Source organism: Lysinibacillus sp. 10T31 (assembly GCF_056394365.1).
The window spans coordinates 68316-86171 of sequence record NZ_JBFTHS010000010.1; the positions used below are offsets into that span (position 1 = coordinate 68316).

The window sequence follows — 17856 nt, forward strand, 5'->3', positions numbered from 1 at the left end:
AGTAATTGATTATTTAATAGGTAGCGAGGGAATTTCAAAGGATTCTCTTAAACATTCATAGTAAATTTAAGAGGTTCAAAAAATGGGATGGTTTCCGTTAAAATCGAAGGTGATTCAAAAACGTATTACTATTACTTAAATCGTGAAAATAAAGTTGTTTTAGAATCTTATATTGAAAATGGTGTAGAAAAATAATGGATCAATATTTTTGAGGACTATTCTCGACTTTTCAACTATAAAAAAATAACCATCATACATCAATCTAAAGGCTTGCGCGTAAAATTCACACAAGTCCTTTTGTTATGCTTCCTCAATCAATCCTGTTGCTCCAGAAGTGGTTAACTTGCTAGTTTTGTTCCAGGTAACTTTTCAATAATGCCTAATTCAACTAATTTTGAAACTAAAGGGATTAAATTTATGAAACAGCTCAATCATTAATGTAATAAATTCTTTTAACTAGTGGATGTTAAAAATGGACATTCAGTTAATTTATGAGCCTTTGGTTATATTCAATCCACTTTTCCATTTCTCTCTCCACGGCTCGATTTTGCCATTCAAACCAAATACCTGAACATTCACTACAATGACTATCTACCCCACTTTTATTATGCATATCTTTACGTGTAAATACAGTTTTTTTACGACAGCTGTAACAGTAAACTTCATTCTCTTTATCAAATTCCATAATTATCAACTCCAACATTTTTACACATATTTCTTTCCGTTTTTTATATAAATTATTCTAATTTACAAAAGAATCTTTACGGAGGGAGAATGAGTTTAGTGAGAACATCATTAATTGTATGTGAATAACCCACTGAGACTAAGTGGTGAAACAAAATACATTTTTCAAAGAGTTGATCTGACCACATTAAGAATGAACAACATGAAAAAAGAAAAGCGCCTCAAATCCTTGATAACAAAGGATTTAAAGCACTTTTCAGTTGATTTTAACTTGGTTCTTTTTGATCCTCACAAAGAGGTCTTTTTATGGTTTATTAAAGCTAATCATTAACTTAATCCTGTTTACAGTATTCAGTCGCGACCTGCCTCGTAAAACTTCTGTGCCACCATAGCTGGCCTTGTACGCGTGTCCGTAAAGTGATCACCGTCGCCTACAATCAGGCGGAACTGTCCAAGCCTGCTAGACATATTCGGATGCCAGCCGTAATTCTCACCTCGTGGCAATGCATTGTCTTGGTAGAAATAGACATAGCTTTTGGGCGTAGATAGCGAGTAGAACTTTTTAAGATCCAGTTTCTCGAAAAGCGGCTTAGCCGGTTCCGGAGTAACGCTTTCATACATCCGTTTAGCTTCCTCTAAAGTTGCCGTATTGACGAACGAATCCCGAAACAGGGAAAACGGCATAAAGATCGTATCGTCATTCGAGCTGGCTCTGAGCTGTTCAAAACCTTGTAACATTTGGGGCGAGAATTCGTCAGCAACTGATTCTCCGTCTTTCAGTACGAACGCGTCCCAGAAGACAAGTCGCTTTATGCGATCCGGAACCTGTTCTGCAACCTTTTGAATGACTGATCCTCCGAAACTGTGCCCGACGAGAACAACATTACGTAGATTCCATTTTATAATAAAATCAACAACGGACTTCGTGATCATCGCATGCGTGACATTTTTATTCGGATCATCGCCATGACCTGCGTATTCAGGTGTATAGACGTCATGCCCTCGACTGCGCAACTCTGCCGCTACTCCATCCCAGAAATGAGCATCAGCCCAAGCACCGTGCACTAGCACGAAAGTAAGCTGTTGCTGTGAAGGTACACGGTGTCTTTCATCAAATTCAAGGGCACCATTGCTCCAGGGCGACCAATAAGGGGCGTAATAAAAACTGTTGGACATAGATCTATAATCGCGATAGGGAAATTGAGGATAAGAAAACATGAACAAGACACCCTTTCAATTCGACATATATTATCAGCTTATGCCCAGTGTATTTGAGAGGTTCCCTCATTTAAATCACTTAAGGGTTGTACAGCTACATTCATGGCAGCTATCATTGCCACTCGATTGCTGTATGTCCTATTCTGGATTTGAACTTTTTTAGCTCTTTATCAATTTCTAGATATTCGATGTACTATAGAATTTGGATAGAAACTTTTCTTTTTCTACCCTTTTCTAACGTATTCCTAAAAAAGAAAAAGCGCTTCATATCCTTAATGTTAAAGGATTTGAAGCGCTTTTTCAGTTGGTTCAAACTTACTCTATCTGAACCTTTAGACGTCCCAGGAGGACATACTATAACGCTGATATATCAGCCATTTACACCTTAAATGTTTACCTTTTGTTTACCATGATTTATTTCGACATATAACTAATACGAAGCTCTCTCCATTATCTACGTACAATATTCACCCTTACATGAGACCCTATATACTTCTTTTTATCAACAGCTCTATTAACATCTGTGGAGGGCAATCGGTCCACATTTAGCTTATGGTCCGATTCCTGGACCGAAAGAAAATCAAATATATTTAACTGCCCCTGTTGCTGCATGTATTCAAAATGAGTCAATTGTATTTCCTCCTTACGTATAAAATAATAATTTTGGAACAACATAAAGCATGTATTCTCCCTCAACCGTTATAAATTGCTCATCGACTAAACCTCACATAACTCCGAGCAATTTATAGCGGTTATTTTTTACCATTCAAGCCAGTTCTCTAACGATGGTTCACCATGCACCATTAATTGTGGATGGCTATCACGTTCATTTAACCAGTTATAGAAAGGCACAGGACGTTCTCTGTGTGCCTTGTCCTCCACAGATGATGATTTAGTAGGCTTATTACTTAATCGCTCTACAGCCTTGCTATATGCCCCTACAAATACGGCCCTTAACGTACTAGCAATTGTTAATGTACCGTTCGCAATATCACGGATGATATTAGCTAAAACGTCTTTAGCGTTCACAAAATCACGTATATTGTTCATTTCTGTTGCTAAGATGCACTTATGCAATTGATTTTTTAAATCATCACGTACAGGTAGCGAGTGCATGAAATCGAACAGCATCACCTGGTACTCATTCATGTATTCCTTACAAGCTTCTTTTTCAGCGTGAGCGTTATTATATATAGATTCTAAATTGCTTGTTTTTAAAAGATTAAAAGAGTTTAAAGATAGGTTTTCTGATTGTTGCACTTCATCATTACTCTCACAAGGCTTTTCAGCATTTCCACGCTCGGACATTGACGCTGGGACATTGTAAGGCAAAATGATATAAATGCTTGCACCTTGTCCACCTTTGTTTTTTACAGTCGTTTCTTTCTTGATGATTCCTAGTGATTCAAGTTTAATTATCGCGCGGTAAACAGTCTTTGTGCTGATCTCTAAAGATGCAGCAATCGTACTTGCTTTAAGGTGACACACTCCTGGATGCTCCAATGAATGAGAAGCGAGTTTAAAAACGATAGCTCGTTCTGATTCTGTTAGTTCGTAGTAATGAACCGCCATATGGTCCTCCACACTCTTATCCATATCTGCTACTGAATTAAATGTTGTGTATTGTGCTAGGTATTCAAATGCCATCGTTTTCTCACATCCTTCTTCAGTTCCTATACCAATTTCTTATACTCTTCTTCTACAGCTGCTAATCCTTCATCGATGATACCCAATAGTTTAGTTGCAAACTCTACAACCTCACTGGATTCGTTGTACTTGATAGTGCCTTTCAAATGTCCTTTTACTGTAGATAACACAAGTGTTTGCTCTAATAAATATCTAGAACGTTCTTGCTCGAGTTTGAAATAATTGTTCATTCCAATTCCGCCTTTCGTTATTTTATTTACTAATAGAATAACCAAATTACTTTACAAATAACTTTGTTACCCAAATAGTAAATTACTTTATTCGTAATGTCAATTACTAATTGCGTAATTTTATTTATTGATTTATAATTTAGTTATGGAATATGAAACGAAAGAAGGTGTATTGCGTGTATTTGAAATCGAGGTTAAAAATATTGCTTGCGGAACGAGACATGAACCAAAAGGATTTAGCGGAGAAAACAGGGCTTACTACACGCTTGATTAGTGAGATCACCAATAACAAAGTCAAGATGTATCCGAAGGAAGCATTGGAGAAAATCATGGTCGCTTTAGAAGTAAATAATGTCGGAGAATTATTCCAAACAGTAGATGAAGCAGATAACTAAATTAGGTTGTCTGTTTTTTTATATGTACTTTCGATACCAAATTTCCTAAAATGGAAATATAGAGGGAGGAATTTTGAAATGAAAAAATTATTCTACATAGGAGCCATGTCTGTATTATTACTTACTGCTTGTGGCGTAGAAAAAGCTGAAGAACCAGATAAGACTCAGGAAGAATCAGATAAAGCAAAAGAGAAAGAGGCTGAACAAGCTAAAAAAGAAGCAGAGAAAGAAGCTAAGCTAAAGGCTAAGGAAGAAGAAAAAAAGGCTAAAGAAGAAGAGAAAAAAGCCAAACAAGAAGCTAAAGAAGCCGAAAAAGAGGAAAAACACAAAGCTAAAGAAGAAGAAAAAAATATTAAAAAGGTAACAACAATTACACCAGAAGAATTTAAAAAGTTAAAAAAAGGTATGAGTTTAGAAGAAGTAAAGAAAACAGTAGGCGGTAAAGCTAAATCTGATAGCACTAATCAGGTCAATGAAAAATTAGTTACTTATGAATACGACGGAGAAAATGGCATAGACAAAGATTCAAAAATAACACTACTATTCAACAATGGAAAATTAGATACAATTATGGAATTTGGTTTATTAGAACAACAAGTTACTAAGCCTAAATCAGAAGTTGTAGAAACAGATAAAAAAGAAGATATAAAGAAAATAGTTGAAAAAATAGTCTCTACAGATATAAAGAAAACAAAAATTAACGAACTATCAGTGAACAACTATAAAACTGAGGAAAAACAGTATATTGTGTTACCGCATTTAACTTGGGAAGTAAAGAATAGCGAAAAGACAACAGTTGAAATGCTTGAAATGTACAGTGATAATATTGCAGCTAAACTTGCAGAAGAAAAAGGTATACAGGAAATAACAGTATTTTGGGAAGTACCTTATCACTTAGAAGGCGAAAATATTGCTAAATTTAATTATACGCGTGCAGCAAATGGTATGGCTAAAACCGATAAATGGTTAGCGCCTGTCTTACAATAAGAAATCTTAGTCACTCAAACTGAGTGGCTTTTTTCCATTGCATAAAAAATAGGCACTATACTAATTAGCGCCTTTGTTTGTATGGCTTAAAAGTAGTTTCTCTACCTGAGTTTTCAATGCCATATTAGCATACGTCAATACTAAGTCTTCGCCAGCTGTGGCAATAGTCAAATCACTAAAGTATTCATCTACTTTTTCCCACTTCACGACTCTAATTTTATCTTTGGCCAACAGCCTTTTTGAGTTGTAACACTCTTGAGATATATCGTCTAAAAGCTTATCAAGTATCGGCAAATAGACTTTGCTCATTTTAAGGTTTTCAATAACCTTATAATCACGCTGCAATGATTGGACAGCCATATCATATACCACATATTTGTGCATTAGTCGCCTTTGCTCAAAACTTATCATACAACCTCTCGCTCCTTGTGGAAGACTGGAACAACCGCCAATGCACTATCAATCATAAATGTACGTTTTGCCTGTCTATTGAAGCAATAGGCTTGAAATGAATCACCGACAATTTTAATGACTTTGATACGTCTTTTTGATACTTGACCGTCTTTAGCCATATACATCATATTCACCAATTGATTACGTTGCATTGCTTTAACTAATTGATCTCGCATCTCGATTTCCTCCCATTACTACACGTAATTTTTGTAATTGATTAATCACCACGTCTAAACTTTCAACTTGATTAAAAATAAATGTTACTGGAGCATCATCCATTTTCACCTTTTCGTCAGTGTTAATTTCTATGGTTGTGTTAATTGGTAATGGGTCTACTTCCACAAATTGAACAATACCTGGACTTTTAAATTTGTCATATCCAATTTGAATTGAAATATCCCCTACTCCAAATATTAGTTGTGTATTATCGTTAATTATTATTGGCATGATGAGCTCCTTTTTTTCTCCATAAGCAAGAACGTCTGTTTGTATACATATTAGAACAGATGTTTGTATTTTGGCAAGAAAAAATTTTTGGCAATAAAAAAATGCCCAGGCTCAAAATTAATTGAGTACCTGGGCATTTGTGTTAGTTACTACGCTGTGCAATGATAAGCTTCAAACCTTCATAATCACCAGTTGTCATAGTTCCATTGTCGAATTTATCTAACCATGACTTATCTATCAGCCCTTTATTTACTACTTGTTTAATGTGGTCACGTACTGCTTCTTTTATAGTTTCGTTTGTAAATTGCATTTTATCATCATCCTTTTCAGTTTCTTTCGACTTATTGTCTTCCACAATTAATTGCACTTTTATTGCGCTACTAATTGGAACGATTACTTGTCCTTCAAGCTTGTAACCTTTAGGGATAACCCAATTTGGTTTAACCTCAAAATGAGGTCGGTCAATACTTCCTATCCAATCACCGCCCCATGTAATGCCTAGCTTACGTGCAATCGCACCAATTCGACTAAGTGTTGCTACATCATATAAAGATTGTGGAGGGCCAACAGCAACGTCCCACGCTAGTCGTGATTTGTGATTGCTGTCTAGTGTCCAAGTAACAATTTGTCCTGGTCTAGTACGACCCTGTTCATATAGATATTTCTGCCGTTCTTGCGAGCGATATGTTTCGGTGATGAAGATATTTCTAATACCTGCCTTGTAGCATTCTTGAAATAATAGTTGCACAGCTAATCTAGCTGGCGGTAATAGTTCAGAAATATCTCGGCATGTTGTAGTTACACTTGTGCTCATTTCGCTTCACCCTCTCCTGATTTATCCTTTACAATCGATAAAATATTTTTAATAAAGTCAGGCATTGGTAAGCCCATCTTTGTACCGTTTTCTGTGATAGAAATAAATTCGAGTACGCAAAATGCAATAGCCGCCCCATCCCCTGCGTACTCTATACCAGGTATCACTAATGAAAGCATGTACACTGAACCAACTAGCAATAAGTAATAAATTTTTCGCATAGCGCCGTTGAAACCTACTCGGCTATTTAAGTTTTGATTAACGATTCCACTCATAATTCCTGTTATATAATCAATTGCCATAAAACCGATTAAAACAGTCACAGCCATTCCTAAGCCATCCACAGCATAGGACACTATAGCGCCAATTAATCCGCTAATTGCCCCTATCCATTTCTCCATTACAACACTTCCTTTTCTGCATAATAAAAGCCCTCCACAAGGATCTGTGGAAGGCATAAAAAATAACGCTAGCTTATGCTGCGTTTACTTGTTTTCGATATCTTTTATTAAATGCTCGGATTTTTTCTTTTGTAGTGATACATCTATACCTTCTTTCAAGTCAGGACGTTTTATAACTGCATACTCATAATCTAGAGCTCCTGAAATGATTCGATATGCTAAGAAGTCAATAAATACTTGATTATCCATATTACATCATACCCTCTTTCTCTAAGATAAGTGTTTGTAGCATTGTTTCTAGTTGGGTAATGCGTTCCGTATCGGATTGTAGTGGACGACTAGCTTCAATCTCCGCTTTGAATGCGTCGTATTCCTCTTTTGTTACGATTGTAATATTTGGGTCGTTTGGAATGGCGAAGTCAGTAATATTATAAATCATATAGCAAACCTTTACATCTCCAGCATTATATAATGGCGAGCCTGGAATCACACTACCATAAGTCGAGATATCTAATCCATGATAATCCATATCTCCGTATTCGTTTCTAATATTATCAATTCGTAAATAAACTGCTTCAAATTCTTTTGTCATTTTATATCTTCCTCCCTAAAGTCATTAACATCGCTAATGCAGTACTTAATCTTGCAGATGCGTCATATGCCGTTGAGAAAGTTATTGGTTTTATTGTCTGCCAATCTCGTCCGTTAATCATCAGACATACAGACGCTCCTTGACCACTTATAAGCATTGCGTTATCAGCCAATTGTCTACTCATTCCTGACCCATTATCCACATACTCCATCAAACTTATTGAATTAAGTAATGTTGCATTTAGATCGTATACCCCAACGTAATTATGATTATTGCCGACACCCACTATCCATCGGTTGTTTGTATCTACAGGTGTTTTGAATGTTACGTATGGAATGCCCATATTGGCGACTCTCGTTTGATTAGTTAACGCACCAGTATTCCAATCGTATGCGTTGATGTATTCGGATTGCCGCGCAAGTTGTACTTCCCCGTTTTTAACGATTTCCCACCAGTGTGACTCCCATGGGAAGTTTGCTAGCTTAACAGTTTGAACGACTACTCCAGCGGCATTATACTTATTAACAGTATGATCAGTTCCCCAAGATGTAAGTTCGTATTTCTCCCCATCATCTACTGGGAATATTTTCTTATTGTGTCGGTTATTAACGTACTCATAATGTGTACCAGCTAACCTAGCATCTGCCTCATTATTTATTCGACCATGTGCCTTATCAATGCCGCCAGACACACCATCAATCGTAATACCCCGTAATAGATTCTCTGGTTTAAGGTTGCTTAAATCCAAAGTACCAGTCTTCAACCCATCGACAGTTCCAAATATTTTCCCTTTTCTTACATCGTTAGTTGCTACATCTCCATATTCGCCCCCTTCATCAGTTAGTGTAAAAACCGAACCATCATATGAAATGTTGTAGATGCCCCCGGCTTTAATTCCACCTACTGGTAGTGGTAAATTACCATTTCTACGTAGATTTTTAACACCTAAGCCGTCGATGTTAACTGTCATAGTCCCACTAGTGTTTGTAGTGGTGTTTTTGAACTTGTATGACATACCCTCGGCATATGCTGTAATAGGTTTGGAGTTACCAGCAGATGTGATAATTAACGCGTTAGTTCCTGTAGCTCGTCCGTAGTTATTATGACGAATTGCGTCTTTATTGTGATTGCCGAAGTCCACCTCAAGCTGAGCGATACGAGCCGCTAAGTTACCAGCGACATCTCCATTAAGAATGTCTTTAATGCTATCGAACCATATGTTGAAATCATCTTCCGTATGCTGTTTCCATATATCTAAGTCAGTAGCTACGCTATTAGTAGTTTGAGTAAACCAAGCTTGATATTGATTAAATATTGTAGTTGTATCTACTTGATCCACTGTCCCATGTACGATACCACACACCGTTTTGTTTAGTCGTTGGTCAGTAATATTCGATTGAGTAATTTGAGTAGCACCATTGTTAATCAGTACATCAGCAAGGGCTAGTTCTACATAATCCGTATCACGTTGCAACATTGGTGCTACTGGACTGCTTGCAAATGTTCCCTTTTTAACAACCAAATCAATTTTTCTAGTTAAATGATTTAGGCGCATAACAATACGGTCAATGCGCTTTAATACGCCATCAGCAACATCTAATTGAAGTACATGGTCACCATCGCTATATAAAAAATAGCCGTCAATCCATCCGCTACCTGGTTTGACGACTACCTTCATATTTTGATATGCAGTTACTTGAAGATTTGTGGATGGATTCGGAAATACGCCATTACCGATAAATGTTGCAAAATACTTAGCGAACCACCAAGCATTATATTTACGGTCACCGTTGACGCTGTTAAAAATACCACTATATATAGTCATTACTTATTCACCTTCTTTATTATCTTTTCGAGGATTGTTGGTATGTTGCTACCAAAATTAATACCAAGCGTTACTCCTTCTTTGTTGCTTGTTAAAGTGGCTGAAATAACACGTGGATGCATAATGCGTTGAATCTCATCATTCCGAACACTTACACGATCACCGAGTTTGTAATCAATGCCGTAAGTGAATTGACTATACATATCTACTTCGCTTTCAAACGTTTCGATAATTTGATAGTCTGACAATTTTTCATCGCCTCGTATTTTAAGTGCATCTTCATATTCAGCTGGAGTCATCGTTTTTTTGTTATCATCATCATCCGAGTACTCACTTTGGAGGTCACGTGCATCTACATATAATTCGCGTCGATTAAATCCACTTAGGTGGTCATTAGTAACCACTTGTTTACGTTCAATTCCCTCGCCTTCTCCTGCGACGATTGCCGTATTCCTATAATCAACTTTGTTATGAATGTACTTTTGGTTAATGATGTTGTCGTACTCTTTACTGAAAATAACGTGTGGATTGATTGTTTGTTGAGTGCAACGATCAACACCTTGCCAAGTATAAACATCAAATTTTTTATCCTTATGATTTAGCAAAATATCAATACTCATCTCGTGTTTATTACATATCTCGAAGACATGTCCAATCACTTCACCGCCTGTTTTTGTCGACTCATCCTCAATGTTAATTCCACTGTTTGCAGCAAGCCTTAAATTTGGAAGAATACGATTAGGGTTATCAGGAGTGATTACATTCATCAAGATGAAGTATTTGATAAGGTCCTCCACATTACCGCTATATCGTCGTTGTATATCAATCGATCTCCAAGACAACATGTAATTAAGTGAATAAGCATGTATTTCTATTTCTGTTTCATCCTCATCTGTATAATCAAAGTGCTCAATTATATAGCCATAATTCGGGTTATCTTGCGTCGTTAAAATATTGTCATGTTTCAACAATTCATTCACTTCTGATGAGCTTGCAATACGTAAAATTAACTTGCTTACCTTGTCATAATTACGTTCAATCTCAAGGGACTTATATGCACTTATTTCACCAACAGGTTCGAACTGCAAATTAAAAACATATAATTCTATCATCATTAAACTCCTATTCTTTTTGGTGTAAATTCAATTGATACTTCCAAAAAATCTAAGCCACTCTTTGCATCATATCGCAATAAATTGTCACCTGGCTCCAACTGTAAGAATGTGGAGGTATCGAAATCTAGAGCATTAAAAATACTTGATACCACGTTATTTCGAATAAGCAAAATTGATCGTTTTCCTCGATAAGTTGATACTTCGATAACATCACCTGGGAGCATCCTATAATTAAGATTAAATGCTTCATAGGTGTTTACATTTAGAAGCTTTGGATTGACCACTTCAGATAATGCCGAGAAGCGAATTTTCATCCCTGATGATTCGCTACCTTCATTCAGCACATTCACAATAAGAGATGGACTTCGATAGCCAACCTCGATACCTTCCTCCACAACTTCTAGAGGAAATTCAAGATTTGATACCCACAATGCGATATCTACTTTTATTGACTTTGCTTCATAGATAAATGGATCAGTAGCGATAAATTGTATTAGACCTGTAGACCATCTGTTATTGTCGTTTTCAAAGCCTTTCGGAAAAAATGGTGCTGCTGTTAAATTCGCTGTAACATAAAGTGCCTCGTCAGATTTGGTTACAAAATCAATCCTCATCGGGTTGTATTTCGGGTTACATACCCTATAGGCTTCTTGTCTCTTTTCTTCAATCCACCATGGTTCAGTGTTAGATTTTAAAATATAAAACGGTACTTCAATATCACGTGTAGACAGCGTTGTCGATTGGTAATGAGCACCGTCCGAAGTCGATTCAGACATATTGACATTTGCTTCTAATCCACTTATCTCAAAATCCTCTTTAATAAAAAAGTGACGACCGAAAACTATCGATTCGCCACGATTATTAGTAATAGTCATGTCTTTAATTATCAAGTCGTCACCTCCTAAAATCCGAATTGCATACGGCGTAATTCGCGTTTCATAACCTGTTCTGGGCTTTCTGTTGTATATACATTAACTATTGGTGCAAAGCTCTTTTGATTATTATGATTTATTGTATTAGGAGCATTAAGCGCATTTGCAGTAGCAGTGGTTGGACTGAATTGCATACTGCCTTCCACAGATGATGCTAGACGGCTAGAAGCTGCCGCAACTTTATTAATCATTTCATCCATGCCGACAATTAGGCCTTGACCAATATTGACCCCAAATCCTCGCATAACACGTGAAGGACTGTGGATGTCTAAGGCTTGTTGTATTGTAGATGAAATAGCATTTGCGATTTGTCGAGCTTTTGAAATTAAAGGTCCTTCCATGCTTGCTAAACCATTAAGTAGCCCTTGTCCAGCATCCACACCAATCTGTTGAAGTGAAGATAACTCGTCAGCTGTAGTCGTTGTGAGCTCCTTAATTTTCGAACTCCATTCGTTTTTCAAAGCATTGAGTTGTTTTGTAGCAACTTTACGAAGTTCTATGATTTGATTATCTGTGTTTTCACGCATGAGAACCAATTCTTTTTCGGTTTGTTCACGCGCTAATTGCGATTTCTCGCGATACAACTCGCTGTATTGAGTTAATTGTTCATCAGTCATACTATTAAGTGCGGCTAACTCTGGTAAGGCTTTAACACCTAAATCAGATAGCTCTTTTAATAAACCATCATCGATATTGCGCCCAGAAAGCTTTGCAAATTCCTCTTGCCACTTTTTAAAACCATCAACCTGACCTTGCAAATTATCCAATAATTCCTGCCCTGTACGATTGAGCTCAACTTTAAATGCATCAAACGTGCCAGCGTATGACATAAGTGTTTTTACGCGATTGTCAAATACAGTTTGGTACTCTTTATTTAATCTTTCTTCTTCCTTTAGTAGATCATCATTTATTTTTTGCATCTGCTGTTGGTAGTCTTTATTAATTGCTAGGACTTCTTTGTTTACAGTATCGACTGCTTTTTTATATTCTTTTTGCGCTAGGATACGTTCTTTTGAGCCTTCCTTAAAGAGTTCAATCGATTGCTCCCATATCGCGACTTCTTCTATTAAAGACAATTCGTCTAAAGACTTTTTATCAGCAATAAAATTCTTGATAACTTCCAGATATTCTTTTTCAGATTTTTCTACGAGTGCTTTGTATTTCTTTTGAAATTCTTTTTCTGATTTCAGCTTTTGATCTTTATATTGGGCTTCTAATAATGCAATGTCCTGTAATTCTTTTTGTGTTAACTTTCGTTTTTTCTTTGCTGCGTTATTTTGGATTTTATAAATCTTCTCTAAGGTCTTATCGTTTTTGTCCTCATTCTTATTATTAAATTCATCGACCAGATTGGAATATTCTTTTTGGAATTCTTCAGAAACGGACAAGATACCATCACCGATATCTGACATCGCCTTGTTAACCCGTGGACTTGATTGATCTAAACCAATGGCCATACCTTCACCTGTCCATAAACCAATCTGTTTGAACACTCTCGAAGGCGATTTAATACCTAATAGATTTTTTGCTTTACTAATAACGCCATCCACAACACCAGTAATCGCCTCTATAGCATCACTTGCCATACCTGTTATACCTTTGATCAAACCGCTCACTAAATCTTTACCAACGTTAATCATATCAGTGGCCTTACTGAGTACACCATCTATTAAATTACCTACTAGATCTTTACCAGCTGATAATATGTTACTTACAAAACTTAAAATTTTATCAATGAGGCCAGTGATAAGTTTTGCTCCAGCACCTATAACATTACCTATTAAAGATGATATTCCGGACACTAACTTTCCTATTAGAGTGCCACCGGCGGATAATAATTGACCAGCAAAACTTAGAATTTTACCTAATAAGCCAAGTATTAATTGGCCACCTGCTGATAACAGTTGTCCTAAAACTGATAACACACCTTTTGTTAAAGCGACAATCAGTTGTACACCTGCACTTAATAGTTGAGGTAATAAACCAATAATAGCTTTTAATAAGGCTGTGATTAATGTGATACCAGCTTGTATTAATTGCGGTAAAACTTGTATTAGTCCATTTATAAGTGCCATAAGGATTTGAATTCCTGCATCGATTAATTGAGGCAACAATGATATTATAGCTCCTACTAAAGCTGTGATTAATGTTAACACTGCTTCTAAAATAGCTGGTAGTGCTGTTATTAAACCGTCAACTAGTGCTGTGATAATTTGTATACCTGCCTCGATGATTTGAGGTAAAAGTAAAATTAATGCTCCTACCAGAGCAGCGATAATAGTTAATGCTGCCTCGATTATCGTTGGTAATGCTCCAACTATTCCTTCAAGTAACGTAGTAAGAACTGATATTCCTACTTCAATTAGTTGTGGTAAGGCTGTTGTTATGCCGTCCACAAGTGACATGATTATACCTAGTGAACTTTCTATGATTAATGGTAATGCTGTTACAATTCCATTTAACAAAGTCTGTATAATCAAAAGACCTGATTCTATTAATAAAGGTAGTGTTGTAATCAAAGTACTTATTAAAGTATCTATTAATTGAACAACCACTTCTATAATCACTGGTAAAGCTGTGACGATGCCCTCTATAAGAGTTGATAATACAGATACTCCTACCTCTATAAGTTGAGGAATTAAAGTTGTGAATGTTGTTGTAATTGACTCCATCAAACTAGTAATCGTTTTTACTATAAGTGGTAAATTGGTTGTTATACCATTAGCTAAATTTGTTATAATGTCTGCCGCCAAAAGTATGATTTGAGGGAGTATCATAACAAGTGTGTTAATGATAGTAGGCACAATCTCTGCAAATGTAGTAGATAAATTCCCAATATTATTGCTTACACCATTGATTAAATTAACAATCATCTCAGCACCTAACGGAATAAAACGCGTTGCTAGTTCGGCTATATTACTGATGATATCGCTAATTGAAGTAGCAAAGTTGCTAGCTACCTCATCAAATGACATCTCACCTTTGAGCATTGCAAAAATATCTTGCAGTAACGTCGTATGGTTGTAAGCTTTAATAAATAAACTTATAAGTAGTCCCCATGGACCTAATAACATTAGTACCACAGATGCAATTGACTCTAGTGCTAATTTCAATGCATCCATTGCGTTACCTATATTTAATACTTCAGTAACAAACGACAATTTTTCTTTTAGATTTCCGAGTAATCCTGTAATCGCACCTAAAGCTCCAGACCAAGCTGACATCATCATACTAGGTATTTCGCCAATTTTTTCTGCGAACTTAGATATTGTTGTTTTTATATCGTCGAACGTTTTAGATATTGATGTACCTAATTCTTTAAATAAACCAACAAAATCATTCGTGAATACTTGCCATTTAGATAAAATCTCTCCTGATGACCAATCTATTTCATTTACGTGGTCTTTAGCTTGTGCTTTAGCTTCTTTAATGACGTTTTGATGCATATCTTCCGCATGCTTAACTGATTCATCACGTTGACGCTTTGCATCTTTTATTAATCTGTCAGCTTGATCTGCAGTAATTGTCCCCATTTCATCTCGTTGCTTGATGATTTCTCCAACTGATTCATTGTATTGTCCATTAGCTTCCTTAACTACAGCATCACGTTGTTTAATAGAGTTTTTAACTACTTCAGCAGCCTGAATAGCTGTTATGTTCGATGCATCATTTTTTAAGGTTTCAAGAATTACCTTTTGTTCGCGTTCATTCTTAGTAAGATTTTGAATAGCATTATCTGTCATTGTTTGTTGAATCTTATTGATTTCTTGCTGTTCAGCTTGAGTGATAGAACGTTTTTCATTTTTAGCTTTCTCAAGTATTGCAGTTATTCTTTCTTGTCCTTTTGTTATAACTGCCTGTTGTTCAGCTTGTTTAACTTGCATGTTCTTTATAATATCTGCTTCTTCTTTAGCAGTTAAAGCTGATGAACTTTTAAAGAATGATTGCATAGTTGCTAATTGATTTTCATGATTATTTTTCATTGCTGATAATACTTGTTCACCCATTTGATTGTACATATCAGTCATCTTGGTAGCCATTTCGCTAGTTACGACTTCTCCTGACCAAGCCAATTTATTGAGTGCAACTGTCGCTTCATCTGATAATTTTAAGAATCCGTCAACGGCTTTCGATGTAGATTCAGAAACCTTATTTCCGAATCCTTCAACTTCTAAAGATGATTTACTCATTTTTCCCGCAACTACAGCAGTACCTATTCCGATTGCCGCTATAGCTGCTACCGCAATTCCTATCGGACCTGTTAAAGCTGCGAATACACTTGCTAATGCTCCGATTGCTGGCGTCGCAGCAGTTGCACCTGTCGTAACTACAGCGATAGCACTAGAAACAGTACCGAATGCTGTAAAAATTGTACCTAACGATGAAACTAAGACGCCGCTAATAACTAATAAAGGACCAATAGCTGCAACAATTCCACCAATAATAACAATCGTGCGCATCATTTCAGGAGATAAGGTGTTAAACCAATCGGCAAGTTTTTGAATCATAGCTACTAACGATTCTAAAGCCGGTTGCAAAGCTTTGAAAATAGATATAGCTGCTTCTTCAAGTGCTGATTTCATTGCTTTTAATCGACCTTGTAGATTGTCATTCATAACTTTAGCCATGTTCTCAGCTGATCCTGCTGAGTTGTCGATAGCTCCAGCAAGTTTGTTATAATCTGCTTCTGACGCATTGATAATAGCTAAAGCACCTGCCATCGCTTCTTTCCCGAATATAGTTGAAGCATAAGCCGCTTGAGTATCTGCATCTAGTCCTGTTAAAGATGTACGCATTTCGTCCAGTACTTGCTTAAGTGGCTTCATCTGACCTTCATTATCAGTAAGAGATAATCCTAAATCATTCATAGCGTCGTTCATTGCCTTAGTGGGAGCTGCCATATTAGTCAAGATTGAACGTAATGCTGTACCAGAGTTAGAAGCTTTAATGCCTGCGTTAGCCATAAGACCTAATGCTAAAGCTGTATCGTCAGCTGAGTATCCTAATGCCCCTGCAACTGGAGCTACATACTTAAATGATTCACCGAGCATAGCGACGTTAGTGTTGGCATTGGATGACGCCGCCGCTATAACGTCAACAAATTTTCCTGTGTCACTTGCCTTCATTCCAAACGCTGTTAAAGCGTCAGTTACAATGTCTGAAACTAATCCTAAATTCTCACCAGATGCTGCTGCTAAGTTCATGACACCACCGATACCAGCCAACATATCATTGGTTTTCCATCCGGCCATAGCCATGTATCCTAACGCATCAGCAGCCTCAGATGCGCTGAATTGAGTAGTCGCACCCATTTCACGAGCCTTCGCTTCAAGTGATGCTAAATCGCCTCCTGTTGCTCCTGAAATAGCTGCGACCTTGCTCATACCAGCTTCAAAGTCAGAACCTACCTTTGCGGCTATAGCTCCTACTCCAACTAGCGGCGCTGTAACTTTCATCGATAACTCTTGACCGATACTTTTCATCTTATCGCCAACAGCTTTTAACTTTTCGCCAGCTTGCATAGCAGCTTCACCGAACTTATTCCAACTTGATTGGGATTTTGCTAGTTCAGCTTCTGCCTTTTTTAATTCGGCTGAAATTGCTTTTAGTTCAGTTTCGGTACGGGTCATTTCAGCTGTTGCACGATTATATTGCTCTGCTAATTTTTGCGTCTTGTCAGCATGTTCGCCTTGTTCCGCCTTTGCTTTTTGATATTCTTCAGCAAGCTTTTTAACTTTGGTTTGTTGTCCCTCTAATAGTCGACTATAAGCATCTTGCTTTTGCTTTAGACCATCAATCGAGGAACCCCATTCCTTACCTTTGTTTTGAAGCCCTCGTATCTCTTGACCCATCGCTTTTAGAGTTGTATTCATACTTTTAACCGAGCGGTCAAACTGTGCATTATCCAAGGATAACTTGACTTTTAAATCACCGATTTCTGACATATTCTCACCATCTTTCTACCACTGGACTTGATCTGCATAAGCACGTGGTACTTGCTCTTGCTCTCCTTTTTCTTTCCAACCTTTGAAGATGCAGTGTCTATCCCATAGAGCTAGTAACTTCCGTGGTGATGTCCTCCACACTCTCTCTTCATCCATGTTCAAATGAACAGT

At 36.9% G+C, this 17856-nt stretch carries 17 protein-coding genes; 2 read left to right on the forward strand and 15 right to left on the reverse strand.

Annotated features, from left to right (window positions below; translation table 11 throughout):
* Positions 1-484: 484 nt before the first annotated feature.
* From AC1DCY_RS07995 to AC1DCY_RS08010, 4 genes are all read right to left on the reverse strand, one after another.
* Positions 485-685 (reverse strand): hypothetical protein, encoded by a 201-nt coding sequence (locus tag AC1DCY_RS07995; protein ID WP_477349012.1) that lies wholly within the window; start codon positions 683-685, stop codon positions 485-487.
* 350 nt (positions 686-1035) lie between these two features.
* Positions 1036-1902 (reverse strand): alpha/beta hydrolase, encoded by an 867-nt coding sequence (locus tag AC1DCY_RS08000; protein ID WP_477349014.1) that lies wholly within the window; start codon positions 1900-1902, stop codon positions 1036-1038.
* A gap of 759 nt (positions 1903-2661) precedes the next feature.
* Complete coding sequence (locus AC1DCY_RS08005; protein WP_477349016.1) at positions 2662-3549, reverse strand: helix-turn-helix domain-containing protein; 888 nt, start codon at positions 3547-3549, stop codon at positions 2662-2664.
* A gap of 26 nt (positions 3550-3575) precedes the next feature.
* Positions 3576-3779, reverse strand: coding sequence for a hypothetical protein (locus tag AC1DCY_RS08010; protein WP_477349018.1), 204 nt, complete (start codon positions 3777-3779; stop codon positions 3576-3578).
* 176 nt (positions 3780-3955) lie between these two features.
* Here AC1DCY_RS08010 and AC1DCY_RS08015 point away from each other — a divergent pair, with 176 nt between their 5' ends.
* Positions 3956-4174 (forward strand): helix-turn-helix domain-containing protein, encoded by a 219-nt coding sequence (locus AC1DCY_RS08015; protein WP_477349020.1) that lies wholly within the window; start codon positions 3956-3958, stop codon positions 4172-4174.
* Between the two features lie 78 nt (positions 4175-4252).
* A complete protein-coding gene (locus AC1DCY_RS08020) occupies positions 4253-5161 on the forward strand; it encodes a hypothetical protein (RefSeq protein ID WP_477349022.1) in 909 nt (302 codons plus the stop codon).
* Positions 5162-5221: 60 nt separating this feature from the next.
* Here the strand turns inward: AC1DCY_RS08020 and AC1DCY_RS08025 are convergent, their stop codons facing one another.
* The 11 genes from AC1DCY_RS08025 to AC1DCY_RS08075 all read right to left on the reverse strand — a co-directional run bounded on the left by AC1DCY_RS08025 (position 5222) and on the right by AC1DCY_RS08075 (position 17685).
* Positions 5222-5572, reverse strand: a complete 351-nt coding sequence (locus tag AC1DCY_RS08025) for a YhjD family protein (protein ID WP_477349024.1) — start codon at positions 5570-5572, stop codon at positions 5222-5224.
* Positions 5569-5790, reverse strand: a complete 222-nt coding sequence (locus AC1DCY_RS08030; RefSeq protein WP_477349026.1) for a transcriptional regulator — start codon at positions 5788-5790, stop codon at positions 5569-5571. Before AC1DCY_RS08030 ends, AC1DCY_RS08025 begins: the two co-directional genes overlap by 4 nt.
* On the reverse strand, positions 5771-6061 hold the full coding sequence (locus AC1DCY_RS08035) for a hypothetical protein (RefSeq protein WP_477349027.1): 291 nt from the start codon (positions 6059-6061) through the stop codon (positions 5771-5773). Before AC1DCY_RS08035 ends, AC1DCY_RS08030 begins: the two co-directional genes overlap by 20 nt.
* A 142-nt stretch (positions 6062-6203) precedes the next feature.
* A complete protein-coding gene (locus tag AC1DCY_RS08040; protein WP_477349029.1) occupies positions 6204-6875 on the reverse strand; it encodes a M15 family metallopeptidase in 672 nt (223 codons plus the stop codon).
* Positions 6872-7276, reverse strand: coding sequence for a phage holin family protein (locus AC1DCY_RS08045; RefSeq protein WP_477349031.1), 405 nt, complete (start codon positions 7274-7276; stop codon positions 6872-6874). The genes AC1DCY_RS08040 and AC1DCY_RS08045 overlap by 4 nt, the downstream gene beginning before the upstream one ends.
* Before the next feature lie 84 nt (positions 7277-7360).
* A complete protein-coding gene (locus tag AC1DCY_RS08050) occupies positions 7361-7525 on the reverse strand; it encodes a hypothetical protein (RefSeq protein ID WP_477349032.1) in 165 nt (54 codons plus the stop codon).
* Between the two features lies 1 nt (position 7526).
* Positions 7527-7868, reverse strand: a complete 342-nt coding sequence (locus AC1DCY_RS08055; protein WP_477349034.1) for a hypothetical protein — start codon at positions 7866-7868, stop codon at positions 7527-7529.
* A 1-nt stretch (position 7869) separates the two neighbouring features.
* Positions 7870-9693 (reverse strand): hypothetical protein, encoded by a 1824-nt coding sequence (locus AC1DCY_RS08060; RefSeq protein ID WP_477349036.1) that lies wholly within the window; start codon positions 9691-9693, stop codon positions 7870-7872.
* A complete protein-coding gene (locus AC1DCY_RS08065; RefSeq protein WP_477349038.1) occupies positions 9693-10805 on the reverse strand; it encodes a siphovirus ReqiPepy6 Gp37-like family protein in 1113 nt (370 codons plus the stop codon). Before AC1DCY_RS08065 ends, AC1DCY_RS08060 begins: the two co-directional genes overlap by 1 nt.
* A 2-nt stretch (positions 10806-10807) precedes the next feature.
* A complete protein-coding gene (locus AC1DCY_RS08070; protein WP_477349040.1) occupies positions 10808-11698 on the reverse strand; it encodes a phage distal tail protein in 891 nt (296 codons plus the stop codon).
* An 11-nt stretch (positions 11699-11709) separates the two neighbouring features.
* Positions 11710-17685, reverse strand: coding sequence for a phage tail tape measure protein (locus AC1DCY_RS08075; RefSeq protein WP_477349042.1), 5976 nt, complete (start codon positions 17683-17685; stop codon positions 11710-11712).
* Positions 17686-17856 lie beyond the last annotated feature (171 nt).